Source organism: Alteromonas sp. 5E99-2 (assembly GCF_017368475.1).
Taxonomy (GTDB): Bacteria; Pseudomonadota; Gammaproteobacteria; order Enterobacterales; family Alteromonadaceae; genus Alteromonas_F.
In genome coordinates this window covers 1-21,296 of sequence record NZ_JAFNJE010000009.1, presented here as the reverse complement: position 1 = coordinate 21,296, position 21,296 = coordinate 1, and the positions used below count along the sequence as shown (strand labels likewise).

The following is a 21,296-nucleotide window of genomic DNA, read 5'->3' as shown; positions in this document are numbered from 1 at the left end:
TAACGAGACTTATAGAACGCCTTGATAATGCTTAGCTAATATGCCTTTTAATGTCGCCCTATCACATTCTACAACTGCCATGGAGCCTGTATTAAACAAAACACCTTCTTTAGAATAAAGAACCTCTGACATTAAGAAGCTTACAAACGGCATATGGCTAACAATTAAGATAGCATTAATTTCATTAAAATCACTTTTACTTTCCAATAAAGCACTCAAGTAATCACAAAAATGAGCAGCACTAGCATCCGGCGTAACATCTCTACTTATTAATTTATGGCGTATTGGAATATGACCTTTAACGATATTAAAAGTCTGCTCAGCCCTTACATACGGACTAACTAAAGCTAAATCGATTTTAATATGTGGATAATGCTGAGAGAACCAATAAGATGTATCGCGAGCTTGCTCTTCTCCAACACTAACTAACTGACGAGAAGCATCATTTTTTACCATGTTTTCAGCCATACCATGGCGCATTATACATAGCGTTACCTTTGAATCGTTTTGCGTACTACTTTGACCCAGCATAAATATTGTGCTTAAACTCTTATGTATAGTGAACAATAACAAATTTCATAACGTTGGCAAGACACAAGCAGCGTGAACGTCAAATTTATTACAAATGAGAACTCCGCATTGAGCATAAAATGTGTTTTAAACAAAAATACGATATTTCACTCTGTAAACGATGCTTCTTCTTTTGTCAGCATCAAGTCCAAAAACACATCTACAGTGCACTTTTCTTTATCAGTAAGAGCGGGCCATTTTTTTGATCCTGATGATATTCAGGGGTTATCACACTTACTTGAGCATATGTTGTTCTTAGGCAGCCGACAGCAGCCTAATCCGAATCAAATAATACATCATATTCAAGAAAAAGGAGGATCAGTAAACGCATGGACATCAGGGGAGTTTTCTAATTACCATTTTAGTTGTCCGAATGAGTCTTTCAGCGAAATTATTCCTGCATTCATAGACGCTATTTTCCATCCTCTTTTATCGATGGATATGATTGAAAAAGAAATTGACGCTATCGATGCCGAATTCAAGTTTAAACGTAAAGATGAATTACGCAGGTTATATCAAATTCATAAAGAAACTTGTAACCCAGACCACCCTTTTAGCAAATTTTCTGTAGGAAACGCAGCGCTTTTTAGACAGCATAGTTGCAGTTATTTACGAAGCAGTTTAAAAGAATTTCATTCTCGTCATTATACAAAAAGTAATATTAGAGTCGCCCTTTGTGGGTCATCTTTGTCAAACCACGATATACAAACACTAACGGCATCCCTTGAGCACTTACCTTCTATTCCAGAGGTTCAAACTGGTTGGCCTCAGTTGTATAGAAAGCAAGATTTAAAAATACAGATAGATGTTAAACCTCTACAAAAAGCACGACGACTTATTGTTAGCTTTGCCTTACAAACTAAAATTAAACGTGTAGAAAATGCGCTTTTTTACATTAGCCACCTATTAGGAGACGAAAGCAACGGTAGTTTATTAGCCTACCTAAAAGCAAAAGAGCTAGCGACAAACCTAGTTGCAGGTAGCGGAATAGAGGGCTCAGACTTTAAAGATTTTAACGTTAACATTCAGCTTACCGAAAAAGGCGAAGATGACATTGAAACAATACTTAACTCTCTTTTCTACACGTTAACCCTTATACGAAAAGACGATGAGAACTGGCGAAGAGACGAAAAGGCATTTTTAGATAACCTTGCAAGAGAGCATTCAGAGTCTCCACCATCCCTTGATGCTATTTGCGAATATGCTGACAGGTTATTTGAAAACAGCCACGGACACATCAATGAACCTTGTACACAAGAAGAATTGATGTCAGCGTTAGGTTGGATGACAACGGATAATCTAAGAATCAAACTCATATCTCCAAATATAGAAGCGAATAGAGTGTGTGCATATTACGATGCTCAATACGCTGTTCATGATTTATCAGACAGTAAAATTCAAGTATGTAATAACCCAACCGAAAATCCTGAAATTTATTTACCCAAACGCAATCCTTATGCAAAATCATCGCCGAAGAAAGTGCCAAGACATAACCGGTTCTCATCCCCAAGATTAATAAATAGCCGGAAATATAAAAAAGTATGGTTCAGTCAAGAGCTGCAATTTAACAGTAGTAAAGGTGACCTATATTGCAGTTTTGACTTACCTTCATTGTGTGATAACGCACAAAACAACGCTGTAAAACGCATATGGTTATTAGCCGTTAACGATCGATTACAAGAATCTTTGTACCATGCTAGTATCGCCGGTTTACACTATCGCCTTTATGGACATCAATGTGGTTTCACCCTGCATTGTCGAGGTTTTACAGATAACCTTTTAGGTTTAGCTGCTGATGTATTAGATAAGAGTTTTAACGACCCCTTGGATGAAAAAGCATTTAATCATGCTTATCATGCACAAAAAAGAGCCCTTGCTAACACACTCTTAAATAAGCCGATAAATCGTCTTTTATCACGGCTTGGCGTAATTATTCAAAAGTACAATTATGCTCCAGCGTCTTTACTAAGCGCTTTAGATACAATAAATTTCACTAATTTTAGTCAAGTCATAAGTCATTCATTTCGCCATAGTTATAGCGAATCATTACTTCATGGTAACTGGACTCTCGCCAACAGTGAATTTTGGTCATCACACCTTGATACACTGCCATCACGCTTTGATATTCCAAGTATATCAAGACACGTTATTCAGCTTCCTTTAGGTAAAACATCTATAAACTGCGTTGAATGTGAACATGAAGATGCAGCAGTTGTTTTATACCTTCAGGCTCCTAGTGATAGCGCTAAAGATACTGCTTTTTGCATGATAGTAGAACAGCTATTAGCGGGTCCTTATTTCAACGCACTGAGAACTGAAAAACAACTTGGCTATATTGTTGGCTCAGGTTATGTACCTCACAACCAACACCCCGGAATAGCATTTTATATTCAAAGCCCAACTCACGGTCCAAATGAACTTTACTTAGCCATGATTAGTTTTTTAAAAGAACAAATTAATAACTTGGTATTTTACAAAAACTATTGGCCGTCAATTAGAAAAAACCTATTAAAGCAAGTTTCTGAAGAAGACACTAATTTGGCAAAACAGTCACAAAGAATTTGGTTAAATTTAGCCGCTGGAGATATGTCAAATAACAGGCAAAAACAATTAGCTTTTGCTATCAACGAATTCTCATTTGACGAACTCGTCGAGGACGCAAAATCTATACTTTCTAGACAGTCATTTGGTGAATTAATACTCTACACAAAAGGTAAATTTTCTTTTTTAAACAATGATTTCGGCAAAAATATCACCAATTTATCCCGATTCAAAGACGAAGCCTCCTTTTTTGATTAAAATAACTTGTACAGCACGAATAAATTGTGCATATTTATCAAGGTAATAGAGTATGGATGCTTAAAATAACTTTAAGCTGGTATTCACCGTATAAGGTAGTATGTGCGTAAACTGACTCTCATTAATTCGCTTTTTTTGTATTTAGCTATTGTTGTGCTGAGTGGGCTTTCGCTTAACGGCTTTGCGGCCGTATCATCGTCCTTAATGCCCTCTGCAAACAATCATAAATATTTATCAGCTGACATACGACTTGGCATTCCACAAACTTACATTTTAGAAACAATTGAAGACGAATTTGGTTTCCTTTGGTTTGCCTCTTCTGAAGGCTTAATTCGTTTTGACGGTTATGAAACTAAAATTTATTTATCCGACAAACACAATAAAGCTACATTACCTAGCAACTTCGTCAGACGTGTATTTATTGACACAAAAGGAACCCTTTGGGTAGCAACAATCAAAGGCTTAGCTAGATTTAATCGCTATACTGAAAAGTTTGACCGAATTTTCATTTCCGATAATGCAAGTCTAGATACCGATATCTGGGAAATAAACGAAACACAAGACGGAAAAATATTAGTCGCGAGTTCAAACGATTTTTATCAGTATGAAGAATCAATAAACAAGCTCGTAAAATACAATAAAAATATCCGCTTCCCTTCCAATATTGTAACCTTCTTAGATGAACCAAATCGTATATTATTCGGTACATTACGAGACGGTGGTTTTGTTTACGACAAAACGAGTAGGCAACTGTATGCGCTAACCGAAACTAACCCTTTCTCCATTCACCTCGATAGCAAAGAAATTCGGGACATTCAGCACCTAGATAACAACTACTGGTTTGCAACAGAAAAAGGATTAGTGCTTCTCGATACAGAAACTGGCAACAATGAACACAAGTATTATGTGAAAGACTGTGTTATTAGGAGTGTGACTCAACACAAAAAAACAATAATTGTGACTAGCGGTTCTGAAATTGTTGAGTTGTTAAAAAATCAAACAGACTCTACCTATTATGTATCCTCTCAATTCGACTCAAGCAATGACAATATTCTCTCATTGTACATTGATACAAATAACTCTAGATGGCTGGGAACAGATAACGGAGTAAAATTAAAAACCAATTTCACCAACTACCTTCCGATCATTACAGCAAAGTTTCGCAACGAGAATAGCGATTCTGAGTTACTTCCTAATGACATTTGGGGTATCGGGGAAGATACCAGTGGAAATATTTGGTCAGTATCTCAGAACGGTGAAGTACAGAAATACACCCCATCCAACGAACAAGTCACATTGTTTCATATTGAAGAAAATATAGAAGCATGGGACTTAGCTATTGACCGAAGTAATAGCCTATGGATAGCATCTAATAAAGGGTTACTTGTGTTTAGCATCGAGAATAACAATCTCGTCCCAATCTCAACTCTGTTACAACACAACCCTGTGTATGACATATACATGGATGATGAAAAAGTTTGGTATTTTACTGACGATTCAACGCTTAGCTATATAGAAACAAGTGACCCATCTTTAACCCAAGTAGACATAAAATTTGATACTACTCTTCCTCAATCTCGAGTGGCTAAGTTAGATAGCCAAAATAGATTTTGGTTTGCCAGTCCATTCAAAACAATTATTTATGACAATGACAAAAGGCAGATTATTGATGCTCCAGATTATTTAGACACAATTAAGGCACTTATCGCTGTCATTGAAGCTAAAGACTTCATTTGGCTCATCACCCACGACCAGGGTATCCTTAAAGTAAACTCTGATACATTAGAAGTTACTGACACTTTTTTATTACCTAATCAAAATGAAACAATATTCTCCGCCTTAGGTAGTGACGAGGGTATTTGGTTTACTAACGGTAGCTCACTATATTCATTTGATTTTGATACTCACCTAATTAATCAAACAATTAAACCGGCACAATTGTCATACAACATATTGTACGAGCGCGTCGCGTTAAAAGCGTCAGATGAGCTTTTTTTGTTTGGGGGCAAATATGGGTACCACCTGTTAAATCCAAGTTTATTAAAGGCGTCACAAAAAACATCCTTAACTACCAATTCACCAATCATTTCCGGATTTCGACTGCGTTCAGAGAATTTACCATTTTCAGATCCTAGCTCGTCTTTAAGCAAACCGATTTATTTATCTAACGAACTTAATCTAGATTACAACGATGACCGCTTTAGCTTTCTATTCGCGCTGGTAAACTCCCCTTCACCATTGGAAGTACAATATCGCTATAGACTCAAAGGTTACGACGATAAATGGGTGTACACCGAAGATGCCCTATCTCGACGAGCTATTTTTCATAACATATCTTGGGGCAAGTACTCGTTGTTAATACAGGCCAAAGAGCCAGACAAGGCATGGTCGTCTTCTACCCAATTGGCAATTAATATAGCACCTCCCCCCTGGTTCTCAGCTGAAGCTATATTTGTATATGTTTTTACGTTCATTGTATTAATTGGTTTGTTTATTCGCTACGCACAGCAAAAGAGCAAAGCAGCGAAGATAGTACTTGCTTCAGAAGAGCGCCTAAAGTTAACCCTTTGGAGTAGTGGTGATGAACTTTGGGACTGGGATATAACTAAAAACCACGTTCATCGCTCTAATATCTGGGGAACAATTTCATTCCCAATTGATTCAATAAGAGGAAACAAAAATGCAAATGGGAATATTCATCCTCTTGATTTAGATAAAGTGAAATTAGCCTTACAGCAACATCTTGACGGGCTTTCTGACTTTTATGAAATATCTTATCGCGTAAAAACCATTGCGGATGAATGGATATGGGTACTAGATAGAGGCAAGGTGGTTAGTAAAGACGATACGAATACTCCTATAAGAATGACAGGTACGTTGAAGAACATTCAACACCTTAAGGAAGCAGAGAAAACACTCGAATTATTCGAACGCTCCTTTGAAAATATCTCTGAAGGCGTATTTATTACAAACACCGCATTTAAGTTTATTTCTGTAAACAGTGCTTATTGCAAGTTTACCGGAGAAACTCAAACTCAGGCATTGTCATCTTATTTGAGTTTTAATCAATATCCTGATGTATTTACAGAAGAAGTGAAAAAAACACTGAAGCATCGCCAGAATTGGTCTGGCGAAGTCGAATCTCAACGTCGTAACGGTGAATCTTACGAAATTGAAATGAATATCAATGCAATTGAAGGCGATGACGGTAAAATAAGCCACTACGTAGGGGTATTTTCTGACATTACCGCGAGAAAAGGAACTGAAAAAGAATTACTCAAGTTGTCTAACACCGACCCGTTAACTGAGCTTCCCAACCGTTCATTTTTCCAGGCTTATCAACAAAACCTAGTCCGTCGAAACGAAAACCATACCTTGCTTATTTTAGATATGGATAACTTTAAGAAGATTAATGATTCTCTAGGTCATCACACGGGCGATTTACTCATTAAGCAAATTTCCACACGACTTCGTAGCATTACGAGAAATGCTGATACATGCTATCGCATTGGTGGTGATGAGTTTAGTATTTTGATTGAACAAGAAACAAACGTGCACCTGGTTACTCGCTATGCGCAAAATGTACTTAACTCTCTATCAGCTCCTTTTGTTATTAATAAACAAGAGTTTGTATTAAGTGCTAGCTTAGGCATAGCTTTGTATCCAGTCGATGGTGCATCTCCTCAGGAACTATTAAAAAATGCCGACACTGCTATGTATATTGCAAAAAACACGGGGGGTAATGCATACAAGTTCTTCAGTGGAGAAATGAATAAAAATGCAGTACGGCAACTGCAGATTGAGAATTTGATCCGTCACGGCCTAAAAGGCGACTTATTCACCGTATTTTATCAACCTAAAGTCGATATTATATCGGGCAGAATGACTGGTATGGAAGCCTTAGTACGCTTTGAACATCCAGAGAAAGGTATTATAAGTCCAAGCCAATTTATTCCTCTAGCCGAGCAATCAGGTCAAATTATTGACATAGGCGAAGTGGTACTAGAAAAAGCACTACAAGATACTAAGCGCTGGGTAGATGCTGGTTTGTTTTCAGGCCGAGTTGCAGTCAATTTGTCGGCAAAACAGTTCGAACTCACTGATTTGGATGAAAGGATCACAAAAATCATCAACAAAGTGGGTATTTCGCCTGCCCACTTAGAATGTGAAATAACCGAAGGGACCTTGATGGAGAACCCTGAGCAAGGCTTAGAGCTAATGCACAGGCTTAGAGAAAAAAGTATTCATTTAGCCCTTGACGACTTCGGGACTGGCTATTCTTCACTTGCCTACTTGAAGCGATTCCCACTAAATACATTGAAAATAGATAAAGCATTTATTGATGATATTGCTCACTCAAATGTAGATCGCCATATGGCAGCTGCTATCATCAACATTGCTCACAATCTCAATCTCAATGTAGTCGCTGAGGGAGTAGAGAGAGAAGAACAATTAGCTATATTGAAGCGATATGATTGTGAAATGCTTCAGGGCTACTTGTTTAGTAAGCCTGTACGCGCTGAAAGGTTTGAAGCTATGCTTCGTGACAATATGAGTCTACACAGACTTTTATCTCGTTAATCATTGTTTAAATATAAAAATGGCATATAAATCGCTTATAAATCAATGACTGCTTTAATTTTGACAGTCGATATTTTAAATTTAAATAATGAGGATCGAAACCATGTTGAAAGCGTATGCTGTTGCTGTAGCTTTATCTACAACTACGCCTGTGGAAACTACCACTGAAGTTCAAAACCAACCATTGAAAGATACTTCAACCCAAACCAGTGTTCAAAAAGGATACAAAAGAGGTGGAAGTATTTTAGTCATTCCAAGTATTGATTCTCAAGTTCAAAAAGGCTACAAGCGAGGCGGTAGCATTTTAGTTATACCTAACTAAAATAGACATCTATAGAAATAAAAAAGAGACAGGACGCCTCTTTTCTATTTTTAAACGGAAATTAGCCAAGATTACTCATAGAACGTCTTCCCTTCTTCAGCCATAGTAACTAAGCACTCAGCTGGTTTAAATTTTTCATCTAAGGTATCTGCAAAATGAGTCAATGTTTCTACCACATTGTCGATGCCTAATGTGTCCATGTAACGGAATGGCCCACCGAGAAAAGGGGGAAACCCTATACCGAAAATTGCTCCAATATCACCGTCTCTAGGGCAACGTATAACCGCTTCATCTAAGCACCGAGCAGCTTCGTTTAGCATCATCATTACACAACGCTCTGCCACTTTTGCACTGCGTAATGTTTTTTCAGGTGTTACCGACAAAAGGGAATAAATGGACTCATCAACGTCTTTTCCTGGCTTTTTACCACTATACGCATAAAAGCCTCGTTTATTCTTTTTCCCTTTCCTATCGTCTGCTAAAACCTTGTCAAACGCTGAAGGGGCATTAAATCTATCACCAAATTCATTCACTAAGATAGGAATGATCTTGGTTCCCACATCAATACCCACTTCATCAAGTAATTTAACTGGGCCAACAGGAAACCCAAATTTCACCAAGGATTTGTCGATGTGGTCAATGGGCTCACCTTCAAGCAGTATTACCGCAGCTTCGTTCATGTAAGGAGCTAGAATACGATTTACATAAAATCCTGCGCCATCCTTTACTACAATGGGGGTTTTACCTTGCTTTTTAGCAAACGCTACTGTGGTAGAAATGGTCTCATCTGAAGTTTTATCCGTTGCAATCACTTCAGCAAGCGGCATTTTATCTACCGGTGAAAAGTAATGTAATCCAATGACATTTTCAGGACGTTCGGCTTTTTCCGCAATATCTGCAATTGGAATTGATGACGTGTTTGATGCGAAGATAGTCGACTCACTACAGTGCGTTTCAACATCATTAACCATAGTTTGTTTTAAACCAACATCTTCGAATACAGCTTCAACAATAATATCTGCGTCTTGCATGCCACGGTAATCTAATGTCCCCGTTAACATATTCATTTGTTTTTGCATTAGCGACTTTTTAATAAAACGTTTCTTCACTTTTTTATTTAATAAGTCGTAGCTATATTTCATCGCATTGGCAATGCCTTCTGGACGAATATCTTTTATTCGTGCAGGCACACCCGCTTTTGTTGCAGTAACAAACGCAATCCCACCGCCCATTAGACCACCACCAAGCACACCTACTTTGTGTACAACCTTAGGGTCAACATTGGCAACACCATGCTCTTTTTTCATTTCCGTTGTGGCAAAGAAAATATTACGTAATTCTTTTGATTCTGATGTCATAACTAGCTCACCAAAACTCTTTGCTTCATGGCGCAATCCAGCAACCATACCGCTTTTAATTCCGCGTTCAATCACCTCGATAATTTTTGTTGCCGCAGGGTAATTACCTTTAGTTTTAGCTAACGTTTGCTCCCGCGCTTTTTTGAACATGATATCGCGGCCAAATCCAGTTTGTTCTAGAACTTTATTAACCATTCCTTTTTGTGGCTTAGCACGATCCGGTTTACTTTTAAGAGCAAATTTTTCTGCTACATCCACTAACACAGTCAAAGGCACCATATCGTCCACTAAGCCAAGTTTTTTAGCTTGTTTTGGACGCTTTGAAGACCCTGTTAACATCATTGTCATTGCTGGCTGAATACCCACAAGAGCAGGTAGACGCTGAGTTCCTCCGCTACCTGGAAGCAAACCCAACTGAACTTCAGGCAAACCTAGCTGAGTCGCATCGCTATCACTACACACGCGATAATGGCACGCCAGTGCAAGCTCTAACCCGCCACCCAATGCAGGGCCGTGAATAGCCGCAACAAAAGTTGCTTTCATGTTTTCAATACGATTGAAAACATCTTGGCCGCCTTTCGCTATAGTTTCAGCGTCTTCAGCCGTTTCGCACTCTGCCAGCATAGATATATCTGCGCCAGCAACAAAAGAATTGGATTTTCCACTGATTAACACCACACCTTTGATGCTAGCGTCATTATCAATTTCATCTAAAATGGCGTTAATTTGATCACCAAATTCTAACTTTAAGGTGTTCATGGACTCATTGGGTACGTCCATAGTCAATATAGCAACGCCGTTATCTTGTTTTTTAAGGGTAAATGTATCAGTCATTATTCTGTCTCCACAATCATTGCTGCGCCTAATCCACCTGCTGCACACGCAGTTACTAGACCGGTACCACCACCTCTGCGGTTAAGTTCATTCAGCATTTGAGTAATCATTCGAGTGCCCGTTGCTGCAAATGGATGGCCATAGGCAAGAGAGCTTCCCATGACATTAAATTTGTCCATATCAATGATTCCCGTAGCCTTATCTCTGCCTAATTTTTCTTGCGCAAACTTGTCACTTGCGAACATTTTAACGTTAGCCAAGGTTTGTGCAGCAAACGCTTCGTGCATCTCAATAAGGGTTAAGTCATCTAACGTCATACCCGCTTTATCAAGGGCGATAGGCGTAGCATAAGACGGTCCCATCAACATGTCTTCCCACACATCAATAGCGGAAAACGCATAGCTTTTAATGTAACCAAGTGGGGTATAGCCTAGGGCTTTTGCTCGGCTTTCAGTCATCATTAAAATAGCCGATGCCCCGTCTGTTAACGGCGTAGCATTCGCGGCAGTAACCGAACCGTGTTTTTTATCAAACACAGGGCGTAATTTTGCGTATCCGTCTAGTTTAGAATCAAAACGTACATTGTTATCTTTTTCTAATGCCCCTTTGTAAGGCGCAGCATAGGCGGTCATGACTTCTTCACTCAATTTGCCCTGCTCCCAGCTTTCAGCAGCAAGAGAATGAGAACGATGAGCTAAAGCATCTTGTTCTTGGCGAGAAATGTCATGAGATTTTGCCATTTGCTCTGCGGTTTGTCCCATAGACAAGCCCGTGGAATATTCAGCAACCGCAGGAGGCACTGGCAACAAATCTTTCACTGATAGCTTTTTCAGTACATTTAATTTTTGCCCAAGGGTTTTCGTTTTCTGTAAATCCACTAAGGCTCTTGCTAAGGTTTTCGATACGCCAATAGGAGAAACTGAAGTAGAATCAGCACCACCTGCAATACCGACTTCAATATTTCCAGCCATCATGGCTTCAGCAATATTGACCGTAGACTGAAAACTCGTCGCACAGGCGCGAGACACACTATACGCGTCAGTATGCACATTCATTCCAGTGCCCAGCACAATTTCACGGGCGATATTGGGCGCCTCTGGCATTTGTACAACTTGACCATAAACCACTTGCTCAACCCATTTAGGGTCAACGCCATGACGAACCAATAACTCGTTTACAACCATTTTTCCCAAGTCGACGGCTGGTACGCCGTGAAAATAAGTTGCCATTTTTGCGAATGGAGTACGCAAACCTGCGACGACCGCAATTCTATCGCCACTTCGCGTTGTTACTGATTGTTGTTTAGCCATATGTCACCTTAAAATTTTCTACCGTAAGTGGTCAGACCTGTAATAAGACAAGATTCTTGCAGACTCCCGCATAAATAGCAAACATTAGATGCTTGAAAGAAATAAAAGGAACCTTATATAGGTATTATGGTCTAGAAAAAAAAATAAATATAAAAAGGTTAGTATTTGTATGGCGAAGGAGCCTTTTGTTCAGCTACACGATTATTTAGACAGTCAAATTGTAGGGCAGCGTTCCCTAACGACAAACTTACTTATCGCATTAATTGCCGATGGTCACTTATTAGTAGAAGGTCCTCCTGGGTTAGCAAAAACCCGTGCAATTAACGCACTCTCTCAAGGCATTGAAGGCGATTTTCACCGAGTTCAATTTACGCCAGATTTATTGCCTGCGGATTTGACCGGTACTGATATCTACCGTCCAGAAACCGGCGAGTTTAATTTCCAATCTGGCCCCTTGTTTCACAATCTTGTGCTTGCCGACGAAATAAACCGAGCACCGGCAAAAGTACAATCTGCCTTGTTAGAAGCAATGGCAGAACGTCAGATTACCGTGGGGAATAAAACCTACCCTTTACCAGAGCTGTTTTTGGTAATGGCTACGCAAAATCCATTGGAACAAGAAGGCACATACCCCCTTCCTGAAGCCCAATTAGATCGCTTTCTAATGAAGCTTGAACTGGATTACCCTGACGCCGAAACAGAATTAACTATATTAAGGTTAAACAGAAGCGAAGCCAAACACGAAAAATCTGCCACGCCAGAGCCTTTGTCACAGCAGCAAATTAGTGAAGCAAGACAGTCATCACTCAATTTGCATCTAGCAGAGTCTTTAGAAACTTATATAGTGCAGTTGATCATGGCAACACGAAATCCTGGTGCCTATGACTCAAGTCTTGCTCAAGTAATTGAGTTTGGCGCTAGCCCTAGAGCCTCTCTGTCTTTAGAGCGTTGTGCGCGCGCTCACGCATGGTTACAAGGCCGAGATTTCGTCGGTCCTGACGACATACAAGCCGTATTTTTTAATGTGTTGCGCCACCGAATTATTTTGTCTTATCAAGCGGAAGCGGAAGGACACACTATTAACGGTGTACTCAAACGTATTTTGGATTGTGTGCCTGTTCCTTAAATGAATAATGTGAATAAAATGACACAACAACTCGCGGCTTTATCAGCCGACGGTGTAAACTTAGGCACCCGCGAGTTATTGTTCTACCAAAGTTATACCAAATTACTCGATATGTCGCCTTTATCAAAAGTAAAAGCCCATTTGTCCGGTGGCTATGTGAGCGCCATCAAAGGCAGAGGTATGGAGTTTGATGAAGCGCGCCACTATCAAGCCGGTGACGACATTCGAGCTATCGATTGGCGGGTTACTGCACGTACGGGTAAAACCCACACTAAAATTTACCGAGAAGAGCGAGAGCGCCCTGTCTTTATTCTTTGTGATGCTAGCAACAGTATGAAGTTTGGTACTCAGTTGTTTTTAAAGTCGGTACAAGCTGCCCACTTTGCTAGCCTTTTAGGTTGGACTGCGGTGAATCGCGGCGACAAATTAGGCGCAATTTTATTTAATGACAACGACCATATAGAAATTAAACCCAAAAGTCGGAAAAAAGCAGCCCTTGCCTTATTTCACGGCCTAACTTCGGTTCATTCACAAGCTTCAACCAGTGCTGCTGAAACGTCTGCGAACAAAGAAAATGTGTTTGAGCAAAGCCTAATGCGTTTAAGACGGTTAGCCAAGCCTGGAAGTTTGGTTTATATACTGTCGGATTTTGAGCAGTTAAATGAAACATGCTCTAAGTACATAAGTGATATTCACCGTCATTGTGAAGTCCATGCAATCGATATTTTCGACCCCATTGAAATCACTCTTCCAGCTTCAGCTAAAGGGCGTAGGCTTTCGCTAAAATCTGCGTTTTCGTCAGAAACCGTCACCCTAGGTTCTGCGGCATCTCATAATGCCTATTCAAAAGAAAGGGCCAAAAAGCAACAGCGTTTAGATTCACTGTTAATGCCTTATGTGAATCAATACTTACCCATTAGTGCTGGTGAATTCTTACTCGACCAAATAAAAACACACAGCGGTATACCCAAATGAATCCACTGGATAATCTAGCTGACATCGCAGAGCCGAGCTCTGTAAACATCTGGCCTCTGGCATGGGGCTGGTGGGCCGTTATTTCTATTGTATTACTGTTAGTTGTATTACTTTTCGTCATCATTGCAAAAAACGTTAAACGCAATGCAGTGCGAAAAACAGCATTAGCACAACTCAAACACGCTAACGCTACGAATACCCTTAGCGTTTCTCAAGCCAGTACTTTATTAAAACGTACGTGCATTAGTTACTGCGGAAGAGAGCCTATCGCCAAATTACATGGTTCACAATGGGTTGAATTTTTGTTTAATTCGCTAAAAACATCGAGTCAGAACAAACTAACAACTGAACAACTGACTCTTTTTGCGCAGTCTCATTATATGCCAAACCCAGAATCAAACTCAGCACTCATATTTGAGCTCACATCAACGTGGTTAAAGGCCGTTGACTTAAACAAGCTCATTGCCTACAAAAATGAGGTCGGCCATGTTTAGTTTTGAATGGGTGTGGGTGTTCGCCGCATTGCCTATACCTGTGTTATGCAGATGGTTACTACCAACCTTGTCGTCTCAATCTCAGTCTCTTACTGTGCCCTTTCACTTATCCAGTGAATTATCCGCTCCGGCCACAAACAATAAAACCCATATTTTCAGTCAATTGGTTTTATGGGTAATTTGGATACTCTTTTTGACTGCTGCAGCTCGTCCTCAATGGTTAGGCGACCCAATTACAGTTCCTAGTGAAGGCAGAGAGATGATCCTAGCCGTCGACTTGTCAGGCTCGATGCAAATAGAAGATATGGAACTCAATGGCAGAACCGTGGACCGCTTAACTATGGTGAAATCAGTTTTAAGCGATTTTGTAGAGCGTCGAGTAGGCGATAGATTGGGCCTTATATTGTTCGCTGATACTGCCTATTTACAAGCCCCGATGACCTTTGACCGCAAAACGGTATTTACCCTTTTACAAGAAGCCGTTATTGGCTTAATTGGTGAAAAAACAGCCATTGGTGACGCCATAGGCTTAGCCGTAAAACGGTTTCGAAATAAAGAAGAAAGCAACAATGTGTTAGTACTGCTAACAGACGGACAAAATACCGCTGGGAACATTAGTCCAGAAGAAGCCAATCAGCTCGCAATAGAACAAAATGTAAAAATTTACACTATTGGTATTGGTGCTGATTCACTTCGTGTCAGTAGTCTTTTTGGTTCACGACAAGTTAACCCGTCTAGAGATCTTGATGAAAAACTGCTCAGTGAACTAGCAAAAAGTACTGGTGGACAATATTTTAGGGCCCATAATGCACAAGAGCTTGAAACCATATACACCTTATTAGATCAATTAGAGCCTATAGAAGGTGATGGTCAAACCTATCGCCCACTACACAGTTTATTTTTATACCCACTACTTGCGGCGTTAGCCCTACTCTTCTTGCTTAGCTTGTCGCAGGTTTATTGGTTGGGAATGCGCAATGTTAAATGATTTTCACTTTTTAAGGCCTGAATGGCTCTATGCATTAATTCCATTAATATTAGTATGGATCCTAGTAAACAAATTTCCTAAGAATCAACAAGACTGGCAAGGTGTTATTTCGCCTCATTTGTATAAGCATTTGTTTCCTACATCACAGAAGAATATCAACCTATTAGGGTTAGCCTATGCACTCACCTTTGCATTAGCCCTAGGTGTCATCGGCGCTGCTGGGCCCACAGTAGAAAAACTGCCTCAGCCAGTATTTTCTGTAGATAAAGGGCACGTTGTGGTTATGGATATGTCGTTATCTATGCGTTCAACTGACATTGCACCAGACAGGCTTACCAGAGCAAAGTTTAAAGCCATTGACTTAGTACAACTCATTAATGAAGGTGAAATTGGTCTAGTCGCCTATGCTGGCGATGCTTTTACCATTAGCCCATTAACTGAAGATATTTCAACTTTAGAAACCTTGATACCAAGCCTAAGTCCAGAAATCATGCCAGTTCGCGGTAGCGATGCCTATGCGGGGCTGACCTTAGCTGCTGACTTGTTACTCCAAGCGGGTTATCCAAATGGAACCATTTATTGGATCACTGATGGAATTGATATTCGCGAAGCAAAAGACATTAGCGAGTGGATAAACCAGTCCTCTTTTCAAATCAATGTGTTAGCGGTAGGAACCAAAGAAGGTGCTCCTATAACCCAAGCTAATGGCGAATTATTTAAAGACTATTCGGGCAGTATTGTTATTCCAAAACTGAATGTCGGCCCTTTAGTCGCCGTTGCCAAGCAATCAAGTGGTGCGGCGAGTGAAATTACAACCGATGATAGTGATATTAAACGCATCACATCAGCAGTTGTCCCTCCCAGCGCATCTGATGATGAAGAGGAAGAAAAACTCGGTGGTGACCAATGGCGTGAACTAGGCCCTTGGCTTGTTATCCTAGCCCTTCCCTTTGTCGCCTATTTATTCCGCCGCGGTTTGATTGCCGTTATGGTACTCACCTTTTCATCCACGGTGTTTTATCCTCACCCCAGTTTTGCCAATGACGCAGACATAAGTGTGCCAAGCAAAGGGTCGCCTAACTCAGTCACAAGTTGGTTTAAAAACAAAGACCAACGGGGCTTAGATGCTTACAAGAACAAAGATTATGAAGACGCTGCCAACGAGTTTAACGACCCTATGTGGCAAGGCTCCGCTCATTACCGCCAGGGTAATTACGAAGAGGCTATATCGTCATTTTCACAATTAGACAGCGCTGATGCTTGGTACAATACCGGCAATGCACTGGCGCAGTTAGGTAAATTAGACGAAGCCATAGAAGCCTATGGCAATGCGCTATCTAGAGACCCTGGTTACTCTGCTGCTGAACAAAATAAAGCCTTAGTGGAATCGCTAAAAGAGCAGCAAGAACAAGAGCAACAAAACGACGAGAATAGCGAAAACAACCAAGATCAAAACGGTGAAAATAGCGAAGATAACCAACAAGACGATAGTCAGAGTGAGGGACAAGAAGAGAGCCAAGGGGACAACCAAGACTCTAATCAAGACAACGGCCAAAGTGATGAACAGCAAGAAGACAGCGAAGGTAATCCATCGGATCCGCAGCAAAACGGCGAAAATGAATCTGAAAATTCAGAGCAACCTCAAGAATCTGAAGAAAATAGTCAACAACAAAGTGAAGAATCCCCTGAATTCAATGATGAAGAGTCTCGTGAAGGTGAGCAAGCAGATGAAGGTAATGACCAAGGCGAAGAATTAGAGCAACAAAAAGCTGTGCAAAATGCACAAATAAATGAAAGCTCTCTCACCGACGAAGAGCGAGAAAAACAACAAAAAATAGAAGCATTATTGCGACGAGTTCCCAATGATCCAGCGTTTTTATTGCAACAAAAAATGCGCCTTGAAGCGCAAAAACGTGCCGGAAAAACTCGCTCTGCACCTCAGGAGAAACAATGGTAAAGCGCACCCTACTCATTATTACCCTAGCATTTTTAGCTACGCCTTTCGCTCATGCATTAGAGGTAGAAGCCTCTGTAGATAAAAATCCGGTGTTAATGGACGAAGCCATAATATTAACAATTACAGCGACGGGCAAAGTTAACAGAAATGCGTTTGACTCATCGCCCCTACTGAAAGACTTTATTGTAAGTAACACGTCTACCAGCAGTAGAACCAGTATTGTCAATTTTGATAAAACAACAACCACCACCTGGCAAACTACACTGCTTCCGAAAAAAATCGGCCAATTTGTTATACCTTCATTGGATATCGATGGCAGTGCTACCCAGCCAATAGCGGTACAAGTTATCCCTGTACCAGATACCAGTGCAAACGAACAACGAGACTTTTTTGTTACCGGTGAAATAGCCCAAGATGATGTGTATGTTCAGCAACACGTAAAATATGTCGTGAAACTACATATGGCGCAAAACATTGAAAGTGGAAGTTTACAGGGGCCAGCTTTAGAAGACGCATCTATAGAGCAAGTTGGAGAAGACAACCAATATTCTGACATCATTAACGGTAAGCGTTTTCAAATTATTGAAAGAACTTATGTTATCGCGCCGGAAAAATCAGGCCAATTTGAGCTACAAGGACCCGTATTTTCGGGCAACGTATTTTTACCCAGTAGTAGCCAATCATATTCTCGATTCAGTCGGACTCAAAATATCGTCAGACGAGGCCCAGCAACCCAGATCAATGTAAAGCCTATTCCAAGTAGCTTTACAGCAAAATGGTTACCCAGTGAATATGTCGCACTTTCAGAAGAATGGTCTAATGACGAGAAATTTATGGTGGGAGAACCCATCACTCGCACTCTAACCCTGACAGTTGCCGGTCAAAACAAAGAACAACTGCCTGAAATAGAGCAGTTTTACCCTCCATTTGTGAAACATTACCCAGACCAACCATCAACGGCATCAGCACAAAAAGACGGGGTTATTTTATCTCAGCGCAAAGAATCTACTGCAATTATTCCTTCAAAAGAAGGTACATTAGTTATTCCCGGCGTAGAAGTCACCTGGTTTAATACAAGAACAGGACAGACAGAAGTCGCCTCTATTCCCGCTCGTTCATTTCAAGTGCTTCCAGCGGCTGAATCCGCAGCGAATAAGGGCTCCCCTAGTCAGACGCAAGAGTTTGAATCTGCACCTGAAGTTGTCGCTCAACCAGCACCGGTATTGGTAGAAAACAAGCAACAGCTATTACTGTGGCAAATTGTGTCCGGCGTTTTAGGTGCTTTGTGGCTAATAACCTTATTCTTATTACTACGCAGCAAAAATAAACCACCAACAGCAAGGTTGGACGTTAAAACCAAATCAGTAACCTTACCGATTTCAACAGGCACATTACACTCGGCAATTGATAATAAAGAGTCGGGAAAAATACAGTCTCAATTATTAGCTTGGTTACAAAAGCAAGACAACAAACAGTACGACAGTCTAGCAGAAGCGTTAAAAGACCCTCAATATGACTCTCTAAACCAAGCTTTATCCAGATATATGTCTGGATTATATAGCGAAAAGAGAAGCAATGTAGATGGTGAAGAGTTAAAATCAGCCATTAATGCATTATCTAAAAAAGCAAAACCAGCAAACGCGAATACTGGTGGACTGGAACCTTTGTACAAGTTATAAGGTAAAGATAATAATACACCCTGTGACATCACACTCGTACACACTTATAAATAATTGCGGACAATTTTATGTTCAAGCGAAATAAAAATGACAAGGTAACGGTCTTATCTGACGTTATGAAAAAACAACAACGTTACGAATCATTAGTACGCGCTCTCCATACAGACATATACAGATATGCATATTGGCTGATTGGAAATAAAGCGATAGCCGAAGATGTAGTGCAAGAGACTTTCTTACGCGCATGGCGTTCGCTCGACTCTTTAAAAGACGAAAAAGCCGCGAAATCGTGGTTGATTACTATTTTAAGACGAGAAAACGCACGGCGTTTCGAACGTAAACAATTCGATTTAGTTGATATAGACGATGTTCATGTAGAAGACCACTCAGCATCTTTAGAGGCGTCTCATACCAATGACGAAGTAAGAAAGCACATTTCTAAATTAGATGAAGAATACCGAGACCCATTAATGCTACAAGTTATTTTTGGCTTTACCGGTGAAGAAATTGCTGAACAACTGTCGTTGAACAAGAATACCGTCAATACGCGTTTGTTTAGAGCGCGCAGTCAATTAAAAGAATCATTAGAACAACCTGTTTTACGAGGCCAGGCAAATGGGTGAGTTAGAATTTAGACGCCGAATATATGAAGATCCAGATTCTCGCGATGAAGATTTATTACAGGAAGCGGAAAGCAATGAATCTAGCCAAAAATTTTGGCAAGAAACCCGTGCTCTTAATGAAAAAATTAAGTCAGCCGTGGATATCCCAGTTCCAAGCGATTTAGCAGACAAGCTAATTTTGCAAAGCACATTTCAAGATCTTGCTCGCCAGAAAAAGCGTTCAAGAGTGCATTTAGCGATGGCAGCATCAGTTGCTTTCGTAATTGGCATGACCTTTACCATGTGGTCGCCAACTCAACAAGATTTAGGTCATGCTGCGATAGCCCACATGAACCATTCACCAGCTGAGTTTACTCAAGCTAGCGAAGTCTCTATTGAGGAAGTCAACGACAAGCTGTCTTCTATGGGGGCACAACTTATTGGTGATATTGGTAGAATTTACTCTGCAAACTTTTGTCGATTGGATTTTGTAAAATCACTACACGTTGTTGTCGATACAGACGATGGTCCAGTATCTGTGTTTTTTACTCCTTATGATAAGGATTCAGCATTACCAGAACGTTTTTCTGAGGATTCCTACACTGGGGAAGGTTTTAGATCACAACGAGCTAATGTCATGGTGGTAGGCGATAAAAACACAGATATCACTGAGATAACAAAGAAAGTTAAAGCCAGTATGAATCGCGCTTAATTAATGTGTTTTAATAAAAAGCCGTACCCATGAGGTGCGGCTTTTTTATTGATTCAGTTTCAATTATTCATTTGAATAACCATAGTTAGCTCGAACAGCCGTTGCAATCCACTTCGCTAAACCTGTTTCAAATTTATCAATGTTAGCAATAAATCTTGCGTCACTTTCCCAGAGTTCCGCAAGCGCGGCAAAGCCCGAAACTGATGTGGTATAAAACCAGTTATCAATGTGCTTTCGATACCTTTGGGCCAATTCCAAGGCCACTTGATTTGTAGGTGCAACTCCTGAACGAAGGGCATGTGCTGCATCTTGCCAAATAGCATTTTCTTCACGCTTAATACGCTCCCAATCTTGAGGTGTATAGTCCTTTGTCTTGTTTTGACTCTCTTTATAGAACTCAGTCCCACCCCACTTTTGTTCTACTTCCTCTTCATACAAAGAAGGGTCAAACCCTTTAAATATATCCCTCAAATCAATATTGGCTTCATCCGTTAACTGTTTAATTGCCATATCGATTGCTTCTACCATTGCGTTTATATTTTCTGCTTGTTTAACCACAGCATTTCTTTGTTGTTGCAAACTTAAGAGCGTATCGAAATTAGCATCATCTAAATTTCTGGCTATATCTTCTAAAGGCAAGCCAAAGGATTTTTGAATCAATATTTGCTGTAACCTTAAGGCGTGCTTCTCAGTGTATATACGGTAACCGGATTCGGTTCTATTGGCTTTAAGCAAACCAATATCATCGTAATGATGAAGAGTTCGAATGGTAACGCCCGATAACAACGCCATGTCTTTAACTGTCATGTCTTCGATTTTTTTCATTTTTTAACTCCATGTTTAACTAGGGCGTGTTGATCTTTGCTGTACAAGTTTTGTTCATTTAGGGCCTTACTGACCGCGGCACTTGCTTGCAGGCTCAGTGGTTCTGAGTCAAAAGCAAGTAACAAAGAGCAGTGAGGCCCTAATTGAACCCTTCGGGCAGTGCT

General features: G+C 40.3%; 15 protein-coding genes. 11 read left to right on the top strand and 4 right to left on the bottom strand.

Translation table 11 applies throughout. The annotated features are described in order from the left end of the window. Positions 1-9: 9 nt before the first annotated feature. Positions 10-480 carry a phosphohistidine phosphatase SixA gene (gene sixA / locus J3L16_RS10400; protein WP_207612919.1) on the bottom strand — a complete coding sequence of 157 codons (471 nt, stop codon included), beginning with the start codon at positions 478-480 and terminating at the stop codon, positions 10-12. A gap of 159 nt (positions 481-639) precedes the next feature. On the opposite strand from sixA, the gene J3L16_RS10395 reads away from it, so the two are divergent. The 3 genes from J3L16_RS10395 to J3L16_RS10385 all read left to right on the top strand — a co-directional run bounded on the left by J3L16_RS10395 (position 640) and on the right by J3L16_RS10385 (position 8,272). Beyond that, entirely contained in the window at positions 640-3,369 is a 2,730-nt protein-coding gene (locus J3L16_RS10395; RefSeq protein WP_207612918.1) for an insulinase family protein, read from the top strand. 102 nt (positions 3,370-3,471) lie between these two features. Further along, complete coding sequence (locus J3L16_RS10390; RefSeq protein ID WP_207612917.1) at positions 3,472-7,950, top strand: EAL domain-containing protein; 4,479 nt, start codon at positions 3,472-3,474, stop codon at positions 7,948-7,950. A 103-nt stretch (positions 7,951-8,053) separates the two neighbouring features. Continuing rightward, on the top strand, positions 8,054-8,272 hold the full coding sequence (locus J3L16_RS10385; RefSeq protein WP_207612916.1) for a hypothetical protein: 219 nt from the start codon (positions 8,054-8,056) through the stop codon (positions 8,270-8,272). A gap of 71 nt (positions 8,273-8,343) precedes the next feature. Here J3L16_RS10385 and fadJ read toward each other — a convergent pair whose 3' ends face one another. Both fadJ and fadI read right to left on the bottom strand, forming a co-directional pair. Further along, entirely contained in the window at positions 8,344-10,464 is a 2,121-nt protein-coding gene (fadJ, locus tag J3L16_RS10380) for a fatty acid oxidation complex subunit alpha FadJ (protein WP_207612915.1), read from the bottom strand. Beyond that, complete coding sequence (fadI, locus tag J3L16_RS10375) at positions 10,464-11,774, bottom strand: acetyl-CoA C-acyltransferase FadI (protein ID WP_207612914.1); 1,311 nt, start codon at positions 11,772-11,774, stop codon at positions 10,464-10,466. Before fadI ends, fadJ begins: the two co-directional genes overlap by 1 nt. A 169-nt stretch (positions 11,775-11,943) precedes the next feature. On the opposite strand from fadI, the gene J3L16_RS10370 reads away from it, so the two are divergent. The 8 genes from J3L16_RS10370 (at position 11,944) to J3L16_RS10335 (ending at position 20,307) form a co-directional block, all read left to right on the top strand. Further along, positions 11,944-12,900 (top strand): MoxR family ATPase, encoded by a 957-nt coding sequence (locus tag J3L16_RS10370; RefSeq protein WP_207612913.1) that lies wholly within the window; start codon positions 11,944-11,946, stop codon positions 12,898-12,900. Between the two features lie 18 nt (positions 12,901-12,918). After that, positions 12,919-13,875: a DUF58 domain-containing protein gene (locus tag J3L16_RS10365; protein WP_207612912.1), complete on the top strand. Its 957-nt coding sequence runs from the start codon at positions 12,919-12,921 to the stop codon at positions 13,873-13,875. Continuing rightward, entirely contained in the window at positions 13,872-14,369 is a 498-nt protein-coding gene (locus J3L16_RS10360; protein ID WP_207612911.1) for a DUF4381 domain-containing protein, read from the top strand. Before J3L16_RS10365 ends, J3L16_RS10360 begins: the two co-directional genes overlap by 4 nt. Beyond that, complete coding sequence (locus tag J3L16_RS10355) at positions 14,362-15,357, top strand: VWA domain-containing protein (protein WP_207612910.1); 996 nt, start codon at positions 14,362-14,364, stop codon at positions 15,355-15,357. The genes J3L16_RS10360 and J3L16_RS10355 overlap by 8 nt, the downstream gene beginning before the upstream one ends. Continuing rightward, positions 15,347-17,314 (top strand): VWA domain-containing protein, encoded by a 1,968-nt coding sequence (locus J3L16_RS10350; RefSeq protein ID WP_207612909.1) that lies wholly within the window; start codon positions 15,347-15,349, stop codon positions 17,312-17,314. Before J3L16_RS10355 ends, J3L16_RS10350 begins: the two co-directional genes overlap by 11 nt. After that, positions 17,308-18,993, top strand: a complete 1,686-nt coding sequence (locus J3L16_RS10345) for a BatD family protein (protein WP_207612908.1) — start codon at positions 17,308-17,310, stop codon at positions 18,991-18,993. Before J3L16_RS10350 ends, J3L16_RS10345 begins: the two co-directional genes overlap by 7 nt. A gap of 68 nt (positions 18,994-19,061) precedes the next feature. Next, positions 19,062-19,616 carry a sigma-70 family RNA polymerase sigma factor gene (locus J3L16_RS10340; RefSeq protein ID WP_207612907.1) on the top strand — a complete coding sequence of 185 codons (555 nt, stop codon included), beginning with the start codon at positions 19,062-19,064 and terminating at the stop codon, positions 19,614-19,616. After that, positions 19,609-20,307: a DUF3379 family protein gene (locus tag J3L16_RS10335; protein WP_207612906.1), complete on the top strand. Its 699-nt coding sequence runs from the start codon at positions 19,609-19,611 to the stop codon at positions 20,305-20,307. Before J3L16_RS10340 ends, J3L16_RS10335 begins: the two co-directional genes overlap by 8 nt. Positions 20,308-20,370: 63 nt before the next feature. Here the strand turns inward: J3L16_RS10335 and J3L16_RS10330 are convergent, their stop codons facing one another. Continuing rightward, positions 20,371-21,132, bottom strand: a complete 762-nt coding sequence (locus J3L16_RS10330; RefSeq protein ID WP_207612905.1) for a MerR family transcriptional regulator — start codon at positions 21,130-21,132, stop codon at positions 20,371-20,373. Positions 21,133-21,296: the final 164 nt, after the last annotated feature.